Annotated in this window: 14 protein-coding genes; 6 read left to right on the top strand and 8 right to left on the bottom strand. The window is 67.7% G+C overall.

What is annotated here, in order from left to right:
• Nucleotides 1-6: 6 nt before the first annotated feature.
• From ACSMXV_RS02045 to ACSMXV_RS02020, 6 genes are all read left to right on the top strand, one after another.
• On the top strand, nt 7-504 hold the full coding sequence (locus tag ACSMXV_RS02045; RefSeq protein WP_473175969.1) for an enoyl-CoA hydratase-related protein: 498 nt from the start codon (nt 7-9) through the stop codon (nt 502-504).
• Between the two features lie 117 nt (nt 505-621).
• Complete coding sequence (locus ACSMXV_RS02040) at nt 622-1,230, top strand: TetR/AcrR family transcriptional regulator (protein ID WP_473175968.1); 609 nt, start codon at nt 622-624, stop codon at nt 1,228-1,230.
• Between the two features lie 11 nt (nt 1,231-1,241).
• Entirely contained in the window at nt 1,242-1,736 is a 495-nt protein-coding gene (locus ACSMXV_RS02035) for a hypothetical protein (protein ID WP_473175967.1), read from the top strand.
• A 409-nt stretch (nt 1,737-2,145) separates the two neighbouring features.
• Nucleotides 2,146-3,432 (top strand): aromatic ring-hydroxylating oxygenase subunit alpha, encoded by a 1,287-nt coding sequence (locus ACSMXV_RS02030; protein WP_181658849.1) that lies wholly within the window; start codon nt 2,146-2,148, stop codon nt 3,430-3,432.
• An 18-nt stretch (nt 3,433-3,450) separates the two neighbouring features.
• Entirely contained in the window at nt 3,451-3,780 is a 330-nt protein-coding gene (locus ACSMXV_RS02025) for a hypothetical protein (protein WP_181658850.1), read from the top strand.
• 50 nt (nt 3,781-3,830) lie between these two features.
• Nucleotides 3,831-5,090, top strand: a complete 1,260-nt coding sequence (locus ACSMXV_RS02020) for a metal-dependent hydrolase family protein (protein ID WP_473175966.1) — start codon at nt 3,831-3,833, stop codon at nt 5,088-5,090.
• A 100-nt stretch (nt 5,091-5,190) separates the two neighbouring features.
• On the opposite strand, the gene ACSMXV_RS02015 is transcribed toward ACSMXV_RS02020, so the two are convergent.
• The 8 genes from ACSMXV_RS02015 to ACSMXV_RS01980 form a co-directional block, all read right to left on the bottom strand.
• Nucleotides 5,191-6,162 (bottom strand): ABC transporter substrate-binding protein, encoded by a 972-nt coding sequence (locus tag ACSMXV_RS02015; protein WP_473175965.1) that lies wholly within the window; start codon nt 6,160-6,162, stop codon nt 5,191-5,193.
• A gap of 165 nt (nt 6,163-6,327) precedes the next feature.
• Nucleotides 6,328-7,131: a formylglycine-generating enzyme family protein gene (locus tag ACSMXV_RS02010; RefSeq protein WP_473175964.1), complete on the bottom strand. Its 804-nt coding sequence runs from the start codon at nt 7,129-7,131 to the stop codon at nt 6,328-6,330.
• Nucleotides 7,132-7,214: 83 nt separating this feature from the next.
• Nucleotides 7,215-9,575: an arylsulfatase gene (locus tag ACSMXV_RS02005; protein ID WP_473175963.1), complete on the bottom strand. Its 2,361-nt coding sequence runs from the start codon at nt 9,573-9,575 to the stop codon at nt 7,215-7,217.
• 422 nt (nt 9,576-9,997) lie between these two features.
• A complete protein-coding gene (locus ACSMXV_RS02000) occupies nt 9,998-10,879 on the bottom strand; it encodes a LysR family transcriptional regulator (RefSeq protein ID WP_473175962.1) in 882 nt (293 codons plus the stop codon).
• Between the two features lie 219 nt (nt 10,880-11,098).
• Entirely contained in the window at nt 11,099-11,845 is a 747-nt protein-coding gene (locus tag ACSMXV_RS01995; RefSeq protein WP_473175961.1) for an SDR family NAD(P)-dependent oxidoreductase, read from the bottom strand.
• 112 nt (nt 11,846-11,957) lie between these two features.
• Nucleotides 11,958-12,713: an SDR family NAD(P)-dependent oxidoreductase gene (locus ACSMXV_RS01990; protein WP_473175960.1), complete on the bottom strand. Its 756-nt coding sequence runs from the start codon at nt 12,711-12,713 to the stop codon at nt 11,958-11,960.
• A gap of 133 nt (nt 12,714-12,846) precedes the next feature.
• Complete coding sequence (locus tag ACSMXV_RS01985) at nt 12,847-13,188, bottom strand: hypothetical protein (RefSeq protein WP_473175959.1); 342 nt, start codon at nt 13,186-13,188, stop codon at nt 12,847-12,849.
• Nucleotides 13,185-14,489, bottom strand: coding sequence for an aromatic ring-hydroxylating oxygenase subunit alpha (locus ACSMXV_RS01980; protein ID WP_473175958.1), 1,305 nt, complete (start codon nt 14,487-14,489; stop codon nt 13,185-13,187). Before ACSMXV_RS01980 ends, ACSMXV_RS01985 begins: the two co-directional genes overlap by 4 nt.
• Nucleotides 14,490-14,545 lie beyond the last annotated feature (56 nt).

Here is a 14,545-nt window from a genome sequence, read left to right as displayed (position 1 = left end):
GCCGCCGTGACCATCCTCTACGAGGCGAAGGACCGCATCGCGACGATCACCCTGAACCGGCCCGAGGTCGCCAACGCCCAGAACGCCGAGCTTCTCGACGAGCTCGAGGCAGTTCTCCGACCCGGTGGCCATCATGGGGATCGGTGGCGTCGAATACCACGGCCGTACCGGGAGTTGGGCGCAGGGAAGGCCAAGGAGATCCTGTTCACAGGCCGCCCGCTCACCGCGGACGAGGCCGAGCGTATCGGCATGGTCAACAAGGTGGTGCCGCGTGAGGAGTTGGACGACAAGGCACGGGCGCTGGCGCAGCGGATCGCGACGATGCCGTCCTTCGGGCTCCGCCAGGCCAAACGGGCCGTCAACCAGACGCTGGACGTGCAGGGTTTCCATGCCGCGATCCTGTCCGTCTTCGACATCCACCAGACCGGCCACGGCAACGCCCTGAGCGTCATCGGCTACCCGGTCCTCGCGAGGCTGGACGAGATGAAGCAGAAGCTGCAGTAGGTCACAGGCGCATGAGCCACGGGCTTTCAGGACGTCAGGTTTCGTTCGGATGAGACCCTTGTCACGGCCGGGTAACCAACCTACTTTCGATTCAGTAGGTTGGTTGAAGGAGGTCCCGTGTCTGGTCGACGGCCGTACGCCACGCTCCTCGCCAAGGGGGAGGAGCGCAGGCAGCGGATCCTGACCGTCGCCCAGCGGTTGCTGACGCGGAACGGGTGGCGCAGCATCACCCTCGGGCAGATCGCCCGGGAGGCAGGCGTCAGCCCGGCAGGCCTGCTGCACCACTTCGAGTCCAAGGAGCAGTTGCTCCACGCGGTGCTCGACGCCCGCGATGCCTACGACGAGGCCACCAGGGATCCGTCGGGCGACTTGATCGAGCGGATCGAAGGGCGTGCCGAGCGGTTCCGGCGGGCACCCGATCTGGTCAGCATGTTCGCCGTGCTCCTGATCGAGAACCTCAACCCCGACGCCCCGCTGCACGAACGCTTCCTCGACAGGTACCGGGCGGCGGTCGACACCCTCGCCGAGGAGATCCGGCAGGGCCAACGCGCAGGCGAGTACCGCACCGACCTGGATCCGGCCGTCAAGGCCGTGGAGATCGTCGCCTTTCTCAACGGGATGGAGACATCGTGGCTGCTCGACCCTTCGATACCGCTGACCGAAGTGTTCCGGGAGTACTCCAGGTCGCTCGCCCGGCAGCTCGCCCCGCCCTCGGACGATTCCTGAGGCACCGGCTCGTGGTGGTCGCGCCGAGCACGGTCGAGGTGGTGCGGTCCGCCGGAGGCTGGCTGTTCGACCAGGTGATGGCCGGGTGGGACGCCACGGTCCTCACCGCGGACCACGCCGATCCCCGGCCGCTGCGGATCCTCGGGGCCCGAGCCGTCGACCTGGAGTGTGCGATGGCGTCACCGGTTCGTGGTCCGGGGCCACAGGCCATAGCCGTCGACGCGGATCTTTACGGGCTCGACGCACGAGTCCGGCGCATGGTGCGGGAGGCCCTCGAGGGAGGCGTGGCCGACGTCAGGCTCTGGGGCGACCGATGTCCTGCTGACCTCAACAGCGGAGTCGGTTCAGTGCAGCACCGGTTGAGCGTCGCCGCGCGGGCGTTCAAAGCTCAGGCCCTGGCCGCGGCCGCCGCTCCGACCGGTTCGATCGACGTCACCGAGGTGTTCCGCAGCGGCGAGCTGCCCCATATGCCCGGAACACCTGACCCCGAACCTGCGGCGTTGTAAACCGCCTTGAGTCTATGAGTCTTTCCGCTGGGGCGGACATCAAGGCGGCGCCCCGGTTTCAGCCCGCCCGTCCTGCGGTGGTTGTGGGAGCGATGCCGTAGCGGCCGGTGTCCGGTGTGCTCGTGCTGCTCATCGAGAAGGCCCCCGGATCGGTGGGATTCCGACAGCCCAACTGGCTGGCCTGTTCGAGTAGTTCCCCGTGTCATTTCCTGCGCCGGTGTGCGGCGTCGGTTCGCCACGCCACCGCTGTGGCCTGCCCTCTGCGCAGGGCCCGTGCCCGCTCGCCCACCGTGACCCCGTAACGCCCAGGGTTGACGATCGCTCTCCAGCGAGAATAGCATTCTCTCAATGGGATATCGGTGTTACCGTATGCCTGTACGCCCTGTGCAACCGACTGGAGGGCAGATCCATGGCGCACTTCCCCAAGCCCGATGCGGGCAGTTGGACCGAGCACCTCAAGATCGGCACGGAGCCGCTCTCGTTCGAGGACTCGATTTCGCCGGAGTTCTACGAGCTGGAGCGTGACGCGATCTTCCGCCGGACATGGCTGAACGTCGGCCGCGTCGAGCAGCTGCCGAAGAAGGGCAGCTTCTTCACCAAGGAGCTGGACGCGGCGGGCGCATCGCTGATCGTCGTGCGTGGCTCGGATGGCGAAGTGCGCGCGTTCCACAACGTGTGCCGGCACCGCGGCAACAAGCTGGTGTGGAACGACTTCCCGCGCGAGGAGACCAGCGGGGTCTGCCGGCAGTTCACCTGCAAGTACCACGCCTGGCGCTACGACCTCGAGGGCAAGCTGACCTTCGTCCAGCAGGAGGGCGAGTTCTTCGACCTCGACAAGTCCGACTACGGGCTGATCGGGATCCAGACGGAGGTGTGGGAGGGGTTCATCTTCGTCAACCTCGATCCGGAGAACAAGACGCCGCTGCGCGAGTACCTCGGCAAGTTCGCGGCCGGTATCGAGGGCTACCCCTTCGACAAGCTGACGCAGGTGCACAAGTACCGCGCCGAGATCGGCAGCAACTGGAAGCTGTTCATCGACGCGTTCGCCGAGTTCTACCACGCGCCGATCCTGCACGGCGGACAGTACATGGCCGAGGAGCGCCGCAAGATCCAGAAGTACGGCTACGAGGCACTCGCCTACGACGTGGACGGACCCCACGGGATGGTGTCGTCCTGGGGCGGCATCGCACCGCCGCACGACCGGAAGATGGTCAAGCCGATCGAACAGGCGCTGCGCAGCGGGCTGTTCGGGCCGTGGGACGCGCCGGACATCGGCATGGCCATGGAGGACCTGCCCTCGGCCGTCAACCCGACCCGGGACCCCCGCTGGGGCATGGACTCCTTCGTGTTCTTCCCGAACTTCATGCTGCTGATCTGGCGGCCGAACTGGGTGCTCACGTACCACTACTGGCCGACCTCGTACAACACCCACATCTTCGAGGGGACGTGCTACTTCGTCCCGCCGAAGAACGCCTTCCAGCGTCTGCAGCAGGAGCTCGCCGCCGTCTCGTTCAAGGAGTACGGACTCCAGGACGGCAACACCCTGGAGGCGACGCAGACCATGCTGGAGTCGCGGGCGGTGACGGATTTCCCACTCAACGACCAGGAGGTCCTGCTGCGTCACCTGCACCACACCACGTATCAGTACGTGCGCGACCACCAGCGGCGGCAGACCCAGACGCAGCCCGCTTCCTGATCCGAGGAGACGCGAACCATGGCCAACATCTTCCCGCCCGAATTCGCCGATCTCGAGCCGTTCGCGGACTGGGCGATCCCGACCGAACGCGCCCGCTACGCCAAGCGCATCGCCAGCACCATGGAGGAGCTCGACGCCTTCTACAACGCCGCGTTCCCGCTCCTGGAGTCCGGCACGTCCTACCTGGAGAAGGTCGAGATGGACACCATCTCCGAGGAGGACAAGCGCCTGCTGTGGCTGTTCTGTGCGCTGGTGACCGTCGCCTTCCCGGTGGAGGCGTGGCGCCAGCCCAGGGTCCCCGACGCCGGCGCATCGAGCATCGACGCGATCCTCGAACCCGCCGTCTGACGCCTTCGGATCCTCGAACCACCCGTCTGCGCCTTCGAAGGAGCCGCTCGATGGCCCGTCCCCGCACACCGCAACCGCCCGTCCTCCTGCGCGCCGCCCGCCTGCTCGACGTCGACAAGGGCGAGTACGTCCAACCGGGGGAGCTCCTGATCGAGGGTGAGCGCATCGTCGAGGTCGCACCGACCTCGCGGCCGAAGGGCGCCGTGGTGCTCGATCTCGGCGACCTCACCCTGCTGCCGGGGCTGATGGACATGGAGGTCAACCTGCTGCTCGGCGGCCCCGACCACCGCAGCCCCCTCAACCCGGTGCAGGACGACCCCGCCGTACGCACCCTGCGCGCCGTAGCCAACGCGCGCAGGACACTCCGGTCCGGATTCACGACGGTGCGGAACCTCGGCCTGTTCGTGCAGACCGGCGGGCTCCTCCTGGACGTGGCCCTGAAAAAGGCGATCGACCTGGGCTGGATCGACGGCCCGCGGGTGGTGCCCGCGGGCCATGCCATCACGCCCACCGGCGGGCATCTCGACCCCACCATGTTCCAGGCGTTCGCGCCGCACATCATGGAGCTGAGCGTCGAGGAGGGCATCGCCAACGGGGTCAGCGAGGTGCGCAAGGCGGTGCGCTACCAGATCAAGCACGGCGCGGAGGTCATCAAGGTCTGCGCCTCCAACGGCGTCATGTCGCACACCGGTCCCGCCGGCGCCCAGCAGTACTCCGACGAGGAGCTGCGGGCGATCGTCGACGAGGCCCACCGCGCCGGACGCAAGGTGGCCGCCCACTGCATGGGCGACACGGCGATCCGTGCCGCGCTCGACGCGGGCATCGACTGCATCGAGCACGGCTCCCTCGCGAGCGACGAGACGCTCGACCTGATGGTCGAGCGAGGAACCTTCCTCGTCGCGACCACCTACCTCACCGAGGGAATGGACGTCTCACACGCGGCACCCGAGCTGCAGGCCAAGGCCGCCGACGTCTTCCCGCGCTCGCGGGCCACCATCGGCAAGGCCATCGAGCGCGGGGTACGCATCGCCTGCGGCACCGACGCGCCCGCGATCCCGCACGGCCGCGGAGCCAAGGAGCTGATCGCCCTCGTCAACCGGGGCATGGCGCCCCTGCAAGCGATCCGGGCGGCCACGACCGTCGCCGCCGAGCTCATCGACGCCGACGACCGGGGCCGCCTTGAGGCCGGCCTGCTCGCCGACGTCATCGCCGTCCCCGGCGACCCGCTGACCGACATCGGCGTGACCGAGAACGTCCGGTTCGTGATGAAGGGCGGTCAGGTGTACCGCCACGAGGAACCCACCGGCTGAGCCGCGGCGCAGGCGGTGGAGGTGGCGGTGCGGTGGCCGAGCACCGTGACCGCGGGGCACGCCGATGGCGGGCGCGCCCCGCGGATGGGCCTGTCGCGCCCTACCCGAGCCAGGCCTCGACCTTGTCGGGGTTTGCTTCGACCCACTTCTTCGCCGCCGCCTCCGGCGACATCTTGTCCAACGCGATGTACCTCGCCACGGTGTTCTGGTCGTCATTGGTCCACTTGAAGTTCTTCACCAGGTCATAGGCCGGGCTGCCGGACTTCGCGAACCTGGTGCTGACGATCTTGTCGAGGTTGAACACGGGGTAATCGCAGGCGACCTTCGCGGGATCGGCGTCACAGCCCGCCGTGTGCTTGGGCAGTTCGACTTTGACCAGCGGTACCTCCGAGAGGAACCACTGCGGCTCGTAGAAGTAACCGATCACCCATTTCTTGTTCTGCTCGGCCTCCCGGAAGGCCTGGATGAGCGCGGTCTCGCTGCCCGCGTACACCACCTTGAAGTTCAGCTTCAGGTTCTTCACCAGCGCCTCGTCGTTGGTCTGGTACGACGGGTCGCCGTCCAGCAGCTGGCCCTTACCACCCGACTCGGAGGTCTTGAACCGGGACGCGTACTTGTTGAGGTTCTTCCAGCTCGTGATGTCCGGGTACTTCTTCGCGATCCACGGTGGGATGTACCAGCCGATGATGCCCTTGTTGCCGGTCTGGCCAAGGTTGACGGCGGTCTTCTGCCGGGTGATGTACTTCTTCTTCAGATCCTCGTGCCCCCAGTTCTCCAGGATGGCGTCGATCTCGCCCGTCTCGAACCCCTGCCATCCGATTTCCGCCTTCAGGTCCTTCTTGGTGACCTTGCAGCCGAGTTCGTGTTCCGCGACATAGCCGACGACCGCCGCATCGGCCTCGTAACCCACCCAGGGGTTGACCGCTATGTTGAACATGCCGCACTTTCCCGAGCTGCTGTCGGCCCCGGCGGAGCTGTCACCGACCTTCGCGCCGCCGCAGGCGGTGAGGGCGAGGCCGAGGACCGCTATGCCCGCCGAGCCGACGCGCCACTGTCTTGCTTGCTTTGCCATGGTCCTGCTCCTTATGCGCCGGCGCGTCGCGCCGTTGCTGAGTGGTCGAGTCGAACATGACTCCGAGCCATAAGATGAAGGGCCCCGCCACCGGACGGCGGCGACGTGCGGGTGGGCCCCAGGGATCAAGCCGGGTAGCCCCCCAGGGATCCAGCCATATGGGGATCACGTCATGTCCAGGGCGCACCGGAACCCCACGTTGCCGGTTGCCGAGTCCGGGGGCAGGCCCTGTCTCGCGGCGACCCTGTAGCGGCGGCAGTAGGACGCGTGGCACAGGTAGGAGCCGCCTTTGGCGACGCGCTGCTTGTCGTCACGGGAGGGGGAGAACGGGTCCTCGCACCATTCCCAGACGTTGCCGGTGGCGTTGTACAGGCCGAAGCCGTTGGGCTCGAAGGCGTTGACCGGACAGGTGCCGTACCAGCCGTCGGCTGTCGGGTGGCGGTTCGGGAAGTCGCCCTGCCACACGTTCATCCGGGGGCGACCGCCCGGTTCGAGTTCGTCGCCCCAGGGGAACACCTTTCCGTGCAGGCCTCCTCGGGCGGCGCGTTCCCATTCCGCCTCGGTGGGCAGGCGTTTACCGGCCCAGGAGCAGTAGGCGCGTGCGTCGTGCCAGTCGACGTGGACGACCGGATGATCCGCCCGGTTCTCCCAGCTGGAATGCGGTCCGTCGGGATGGCGCCAGTCGGCGCCCTCGACCTGGCGCCACCAGGGTGCACCCACCACTCCCCGGGTCGGCGGGAAGTCGTCCGGGAGCAGACCGGCGAAGACGAACGACCAGCCGATCCGCTCGGCGGAGGAGCGGTACCCGGTTTCGGCGGCGAAGCACGCGAACTGCGCGTTCGACACCGTGCAGGCGTCCATCCAGAAAGCGTCGACGTACACCGTTCGCACCGGGCCTTCCCCGTCGGCAGGGTAGGCGAGCGCGTCCTCGCTGCCCATGAGGAATTCGCCGGCGGGAACGGCCACCATGCCCTCAGTAGTCGCCCGGCGGACGGTGGCCTGTCGGGACGACGTCCGGTCCGCCGCCCGGCCGCCGGACGGCGCACAGCAGTTCACTGGGCCCCCATGACGCGCCGGTGCAGTCCACCGTCGAACTCGGACGATTCGGCGGTCTGGACGTCCAGGTCGATGCGCACCGAGTGAATGGTCCCGGTGTACTCGTTGTCGAGGACGGGATAGTCGTCGGTCACCGGTGTACCCAGGTCCACTCCGACATTGAGCGTCTCGTCGAACGAGAAGTAGTACGGGATGGTCCGCTCGACCCGTCCGGTCGCATGTTTTTCGCCGTCCACCATGAGCACGGCGGTCCCGCCCTTGCCGAGTCCTCCGCCGTCGTAGTCGAACTCGAGCCGGACCTCGTGCCGTCCCGGCGCCAGGGGGTCGCCACCGCGCACGGTGTACAGGCTCATCCCGAAGTAGTTGTAGGCGTAGGCCGGCTTTCCACCGGTGAAGTGAAGGGTCCAGCCGCCGAATCGGCCACCCTGCGCGATGAGCACGCCCTCGGCCGCTGTCTCCGGCACGTCGACGTCCGCGGTGATGCTGTGCGAGCGGTTCTTGATGTTGGGTGTGGTCTCCTCGGTGAACCGCCGCATTCGCCCGCGGTAGGTCACGGATGTCCGGTCACCGAGCAGATCGATGCGCCCGGCCATGGCGGGGTTCTCCCGCTCGGTGACCCGGTCGTCCAGAGGGAAGACCTGGTACTTCGCCGCTTCGATCAGGAACAGGTCCTGCAGGCGGCGCAACTTCTCGGGATGCCTGGCGGCGAGGTCGTGCGCCTGACTCCAGTCGTGGTTCAGGTCGTAGAGTTCCCAGACGTCGTCGGCGAACCTCCGGCCCTTGTCCGGAACCATCTCCCACGGGATGCCGTGCCGGGTCACCGCCATCCAGCCCTCGTGGTAGATGCCCCGGTTGCCGCACATCTCGAAGTACTGCGTACGGCGATGCTCGGGCGCGTGGGGATCGGCGAGCGTCCGCCACATGGTCGTCCCCTCGATGGGCTGCTGCGTCACCCCGTCGACGCTGAACGGCGCCGGGATCCCCGCACAGTCCAGGATCGTCGGCAGCACATCGATCACATGCGAGAACTGGTGACGAAGGCCGCCGCGCTCGGGGACCCCACGGGGCCAGTGCAGGATCATGCCGTCGCGCGTGCCGCCGAAGTGTGAGGCCACCTGCTTGGTCCACTGATAGGGCGTGTTCAGCGCCAGCGCCCATCCCGCCGGGGCGATCGGATAGCTGTACGGCCCGCCGATCTCGTCGAGGTGCTCGATCATCTCGTCCGGGTCGTCCACCACGCCGTGCCCGAGCCGGTGCTCGACAATCGTCCCTTCGATGCCACCTTCGCCCGAAGCGCCGTTGTCACCGAGGATGTAGAGGATGAGTGTGTTGTCCAGCTCGCCGAGTTCCTCCAGCGCGTCGATGAACCTGCCGACCTGTACGTCGGCATGTTCGGTGAACCCGGCGAACGTCTCCATGAACCTGGCCGCCAACCGGCGCTGGTTGTCGGTGAGTTCGTCCCAGTGCGGAACGCCTTCCGCCCAACTCGCGAGCTCCGCGTCCGGGGGCACGACCCCGAGTTCCTTCTGCCGCCGCAGGGTCAGTTGGCGCTGGTGGTCCCAGCCGTGGTCGAAGCGTCCGCGGTACTTCTCCTGCCATTCCCGGCCGACGTGCAGAGGAGCGTGTGCGGCGCCGAGCGCGAGGTAGGTGAAGAACGGCCGCCCCGGGGTCAGCGTGCGCTGGGTGGTAACCCAGTCGATGGCGTGGTCGACGAGATCCTCGGAAAGGTGGTAGCCGTCTTCGGGCCGGCGATCCGGCTCGACCGGGGTGGTGCCCTGGTAGAGCAACGGATACCAGTGGTTCATCTCGGCACCCATGAACCCGTAGAAGGTGTCGAACCCCTCGCCGGTCGGCCAGCGGTCGAAGGGCCCGACCGCGCTGATCTCCCTCGGCGGGGTCTGGTGCCATTTGCCGAACGCCGCCGTGCTGTAGCCGTTGCCCTGCAGGATCTGGGCCATGGTCGCCGCGCTGCGCGGCCGGAATCCGTTGTACCCGGGAGCCGCGGTGGTCATCTCGGTGGTGCCGCCCATGCCGACCGAGTGATGGTTGCGTCCGGTCAGCAGGGCCTGCCGGGTCGGCGAGCACAAGGCCGTCACATGAAAGCGGGTGTACCGCAGCCCGTTCTCGGCGAGTCGCTCCGCGGTCGGCATCTCGCACGGCCCGCCGAATGCGCTGGAGGTGCCGAACCCGAGGTCGTCGACGAGCACGATCACCACGTTCGGTGCGCCCTCCGGCGGAGGGACCGGACCGATCGGAGTGAAGGCGGTCTCCTGGTCGTGGACGTCCATCGCGGTCGTCAGCGGCCGGCGCGTGTCCGGCCGCGGGAGTATGTGCCGTCCGGCATCGAACTCAGTCATGCATATCTCCGTTGTGGTCCCCGGCGAACGGTTGAACCGAAACCCTGTAAACCCAAAACCCCGTAAACCCGGGTGAAGAGTCGACAGCGCACATCGACGCGCACCGGGGAAGATGTCACCTGCTTTTCTCCTGGCCGATTTGCCGGCGTAACAAAGCTGGACTTCCGCGGCTTTGGAGCCCTCGCTCCAAAGGACAGGGCGCAGGCGGAGGATGACGACCCAGTGGGCTTTTCCGGCCGGGCCTGCCTGCGGTTCAGAAAAAGATGTCATTCGCCACCGACACCGGTCAATAAGGCACCTTGAGTCGCCCTGAACCGGTTTTGAATGAAGGCAATAGAAGACTTCTATACCGGCAGGGGCGGAGGGGCTGACGTGCTTCGGCAGTCAGTGCTGGGCGTGGATCCTGGGCGTCAGCCCTGGCGTCACTTCTCGGCAGGGGAGGCTGCCAGGTCCACGAACGCCTGGGCAGCGGGCGACAGCGGGCCTGACCGCCAGACCAGCCGGCCGTGGCGCAGCAACCGCGGACGGTTGGACAGCATCCGGGCCCCGCGGAGCGCGGCGTCCTGGGCCATGGAGGTGGGCAGCAGTGAGGCGCCGACGCCGGAGAGGACCAGCGGCACGATCATCGCGCGATGCGCCGTCTCCACCACGATCCGCGGTGGGACGCCGAGCGCGGTGCACACGTCGTCCACGGCTACCCGGGTTTCGGTGCCCGGTGGTGTCACGATCAGGTCCAGGGCGGCCAGTTCACGCGAGGTGATCGTGCTTCCTGGCGGATGCGGGTGGTCCGGGGGCAGCACGACGTGCATCTCCTGCTCGGGCAGGTCGATTCCGCGGAGGTCCGCCGTGGGCACCGAGGCGTCCACCAGCCCGAGTTCGCACTGACCGGCCGCGACCATGTGGGCCACGTCAGATCCCCGCTCCGGGTCGACCACGCGCACGGAGATCTTCGGATGCGCGCGATGAAAGCGCCCCAGCATGCCGGCGAGGGGATCGACCGAAAGGGTTGTCTGCGCAACGATGTCGAGTCGGCCACCGCTGAGCCCGAGGACTTCACGGACCAGGGAACTGGCCGTGGACAGGTCCCGCAGGACCTGCTGCGCCGGCTGAACGAGCGCCTCGCCGGCCGCGGTGAGTGCGACGCCGTGCGGGAGGCGGTGAAACAGGCTTCCGCCGAATTCGCGCTCCAGAGCCCGGATCGCATGGGACAGCGAGGGTTGTGCGACATGGAGGGCAGTGGCCGCAGCCGTGAATCCGCCGTGCTCGACCACGGCTATGAAATATTCCAGCTGGCGTCGTTCCATCGGTTCTCCGTAAATTCCCGGCAACGCTATCACCGGTCAGTCGGAGTCTCGGGATCGCGGGTGCCACCGCGCGCGCATGGGCGGGGAACTGATGAGCGCTGCCGGGACGGGCCGTTGCCCGGCGACGTCGCCCCTGTCGACACCGGCCCGGCCGTCCGGGAGCACGGACCCTTCAGACGGCCTGGTTCTCGTGGAGGAGGCCTGTCCAGGGTGATCGCACTACTCGGCGATGACGTCCGTTCGAGCCGAGAGGATCGCCTTGAGCCGCTCGTCGACGGCGCCGGCGGCGTGGTCATCGGTGAAGACGTACGGACGTCGGCGCGCGATCGCGTCGAGGACATTGTTCGCCACGGCGTGCGGCTCGACGCTGCCGACCGGGTTCATGGCCGTTCGGATCCGGCCGGGGAAGACGACGCTGACGCCGATGGGCGCATCGACGGCTGCGAGGTCGGCACGCAGAACGTCCGAGAGGCCGAGGACGCCGTGCTTGGCGACGGTGTACGGCCCCAGGCGCTCTTGCGGGTGAACGGCGGCCATCGAAGCCACGTTCACCACATGGCCGTCATCACCGGTCGCGAGGATCCGTGGCACGAAGGACCGCACGCCGTGGATGACGCCCCAGAGATTCACGTTCATCACGCGGTGCCAGTCGTCGAGGGAGAGCTCCCAGGCGGTGCCCCGGTTCACGATCCCGGCGTTGTTCACCGCGATGTGCAGCCCCCCGAACCGATGCACGACGAGCTCGGCCACCCGCTCGACCGCGTCGGGGTCACGAACGTCGAGCGGCACCGCCTCAACCTCGCAGCCGCGTTTCCGAACCGCTGCGGCGGCGTCTTCCACTGCCTGGCCGTCGAGGTCGGTCATCACCAGACGAACGCCTGCGACGGCAAGTCGTTCAGAGACGGCGAGGCCGATGCCGCTCGCCGCCCCGGTCACGACGGCGACGCGCTCCTTGAGCACTCTCATGGTTTCAAGGCCCCCGTATCGCGCCGGCGATCACCGGCTCGGCGATCTCCGGCTGGCCGGTGAGCGTCGCTGCTGGATGTCAATTGGCACCTCTTCGCTTCTTGAAGCCTTGTCAGGTGTTGCGCCCGCCGTTGACGCCGATGACCTGCCCGGTGACGTACCCCGCCTCCTCGGAGACCAGGAAGGCGCAGGCGGCCGCGATGTCCTCGGGCCGGCCCGGGCGCCGTACCGGTGTGAGTCCGGCGTGGTGGTCGACCGACCCGCCGATCAGGCCCTTCCGCTCCGATTCGCGCAGCATGGGGGTGTCGATGAATCCGGGCGGGATCGTGTTGACTGTGATGCCCTTCGGACCGAATTCGAGGGCCAGGCATTTGGTGAGGCCGACGAGACCGGACTTGGCGGACACGTAGTGCGCCATGTACGGCTGCCCCGAATGGAAGCTGGAGGAGGATATGTTCACGATCCGCCCCCAGCCGGCCTCGATCATGCCGGGGAGCACCGCCTGGCACAGGTAGAAGGGGCCGCTGAGGTTCACGGCGAGCTGCTGGTCCCACTGGTCGTCGGTGATCTTCAGGAACGCCGTCGTCCCGGTCACTCCGGCGTTGTTGACGAGAGCGAGCACGGGGCCCAGCGTGTCACGCACCCGCTGGACCGCGGAGTCCACCTGGGCGCGGTCGGACACGTCCACCCCGCCGAAGGCGACCGCCTCGTGTCCCTTCTCGCGGCACTCGGCAGCCACTTTCTCGGCTCCCTGCGCGTCCAGGTCGAGGACGGCGGTGGCGAAGCCGTTCTCGGCGAGGCGCAGGCTGATGGCCCGCCCGATGCCGGACGCGCCACCGGTGACGAGCGCGGTACGTTGCCGGCTCATGCGACCGCCTCCCCGTCCCACTGCGGTGTGCGGTCCATGCGCCGGTGCGGCTGCTCGGTGCGGGGCACGCCCGTGCTGTCCATCGCTCCTCCTGTTTCTGGTCAGACGGTCGGACGGCCAGATGTCAGGCGCGTCAGACGGCCGGCTCGGCGACGGTGTCGAAGAACGCCGAGCCGGAGTCGGGGATGCGGGGCTGTTTGAAGACGTTCACGGCGTACGAGACCAGGACCAGCGAGTAGAGCAGGCGCAGCAGCCGTGTGGCGTCCTCGGGCATGGCGTTGAGGTCGAGTGCGTCGAGGTAGGCGATCGCCTCCTCGGCCCGCGGGGCGATGGCGTCGTAGAAGTCCACCAGCTCCTCGAAGGGCTTCGACAGGCGCATGTCGTACCGCTCCTGCCGGGTCGGCAGCGCCCAGTCGGCGACGTACGGTTCAAGGTCGCGGAAGGCTTCGGGCAGGGTTGCCGCGGCGGTGGTCACCGGTGGTCCTCCTCGTTCGCGGCCGACTGGTGGGCGTCCACGGCGTCGCGGATGACCTTGTGGAAGTTGCGGATGAGCAGCTCCTGGTCGGACAGGTGGAACTGCTGGTTGGCGCGGGTCGCCAGCGCCGAGTGGGTCGCCTCGACGGTGTTGGAGTCCTGCATGGCGAACTCGATGGTGCTGTCGGCGACCAGTTCCTGGGCGAGCCGCTGCTGGGCGTTCTCGGGCGGCGGGAAGTAGATGTCGAGCTCGTAGGTGTGCGAGTCGACCGCCTCGGGCCAGTACTGGTAGGTGATGTAGAAGTTCCGCGCCCAGATCTGGACCGAGAAGTTCGGGAACAGCCAGAAGGAGTCGTTGCCCCAGGACCGGATGTGGCCCTTGTTCAGCGCCTCGGGCAGCGGGCCGACGTCAGGGACGTCGTCCGGCCCGAACAGGCCGGCGCGGAAGAGGCGGTAGATCCACTTCTGATTGCGCTGCACCGGCCCCAGCTCGCCGGGCTTGCGCGGCGGCAGCGGGGGCGGCCCCGGCACGGAGGTGAGCATGTGCGGGTCGAAGATGTCGTAGTGGTAGGCGTCTACCGGCGGGACGAGCTTTTCGGCCTTGCTCACGTCGGGGTCGATGAACCGGGCGTGCACGTACGGCGGGTGGTACCACTCGAGGACGGCGTCGATGGACAGCTTCCAGTTGCCCTTGATCCGGGTCCGGTAGCCGAATCGCTGGGTCATCTCGCCGAACGGGTAGCTCTCCAGCTCCAGTAGGCGCTCACCGAGGAAGCTCCGCAGGGGCTCGGCGTCCTTGCCGAAGTTGACGAAGATGAAGCCGGCGAACACCTCGCAGTGCAGCGGCGGCATGCGCAGGCCGCTCTTGTCGAGGTCGAAGAACTGGTCCTCGTTGGTGATGTGGGCGATCTTGCCGTCGAGCCCGTAGCGCCAGCCGTGGTACTTGCAGGTGAAGGCGCGGCACGTGCCCTGGCTCTCCTCCTGCGGATGCTCCTGCCAGACGAGCTTGTTGCCGCGGTGGGCGCAGACGTTGTGGAGGGCCCGCACGGTGTCGTCAGTGGAGCGGACGACGACGATCGAGCCGAGGCCGGGGAGGTCCCGGGTGAAGTAGCTGCCGCGCTTGGGCAGTTGCTCGATCCGCCCGACCTTGAGCCAGGACCGCCGGAAGACGGCCTCCCGCTCGGCTTCGAAGAACTCCTGGGAGATCGAGTCCTCGTAGTTCACCGGGGCGGTGCCGAGCTCGGGGAAGTTGGGAGTGAACTTCCCCTTCCCGGTGGCCAGTCGTTCCTGAATACCGGTCATGCCTGAAGCCCTTCCCTCTTACCCATGAACATGGCTCTCGTCTGGGGAGAATGGCG

This window comes from Streptomyces sp. DSM 42067, assembly GCF_055792885.1.
This window is presented reverse-complemented; position numbering and strand designations above follow the sequence as displayed.

Coding starts and splice junctions, on each gene's coding strand:
- ACSMXV_RS02015 (WP_473175965.1), bottom strand. CDS start 6,162: ATGGCAAAGCAAGCAAGACAGTGGCGCGTCGGCTCGGCGGGCATAGCG.
- ACSMXV_RS02005 (WP_473175963.1), bottom strand. CDS start 9,575: ATGACTGAGTTCGATGCCGGACGGCACATACTCCCGCGGCCGGACACG.
- ACSMXV_RS02030 (WP_181658849.1), top strand. CDS start 2,146: ATGGCGCACTTCCCCAAGCCCGATGCGGGCAGTTGGACCGAGCACCTC.
- ACSMXV_RS02020 (WP_473175966.1), top strand. CDS start 3,831: ATGGCCCGTCCCCGCACACCGCAACCGCCCGTCCTCCTGCGCGCCGCC.
- ACSMXV_RS01990 (WP_473175960.1), bottom strand. CDS start 12,713: ATGAGCCGGCAACGTACCGCGCTCGTCACCGGTGGCGCGTCCGGCATC.
- ACSMXV_RS01980 (WP_473175958.1), bottom strand. CDS start 14,489: ATGACCGGTATTCAGGAACGACTGGCCACCGGGAAGGGGAAGTTCACT.
- ACSMXV_RS01995 (WP_473175961.1), bottom strand. CDS start 11,845: ATGAGAGTGCTCAAGGAGCGCGTCGCCGTCGTGACCGGGGCGGCGAGC.
- ACSMXV_RS02010 (WP_473175964.1), bottom strand. CDS start 7,131: ATGGTGGCCGTTCCCGCCGGCGAATTCCTCATGGGCAGCGAGGACGCG.
- ACSMXV_RS02000 (WP_473175962.1), bottom strand. CDS start 10,879: ATGGAACGACGCCAGCTGGAATATTTCATAGCCGTGGTCGAGCACGGC.
- ACSMXV_RS02025 (WP_181658850.1), top strand. CDS start 3,451: ATGGCCAACATCTTCCCGCCCGAATTCGCCGATCTCGAGCCGTTCGCG.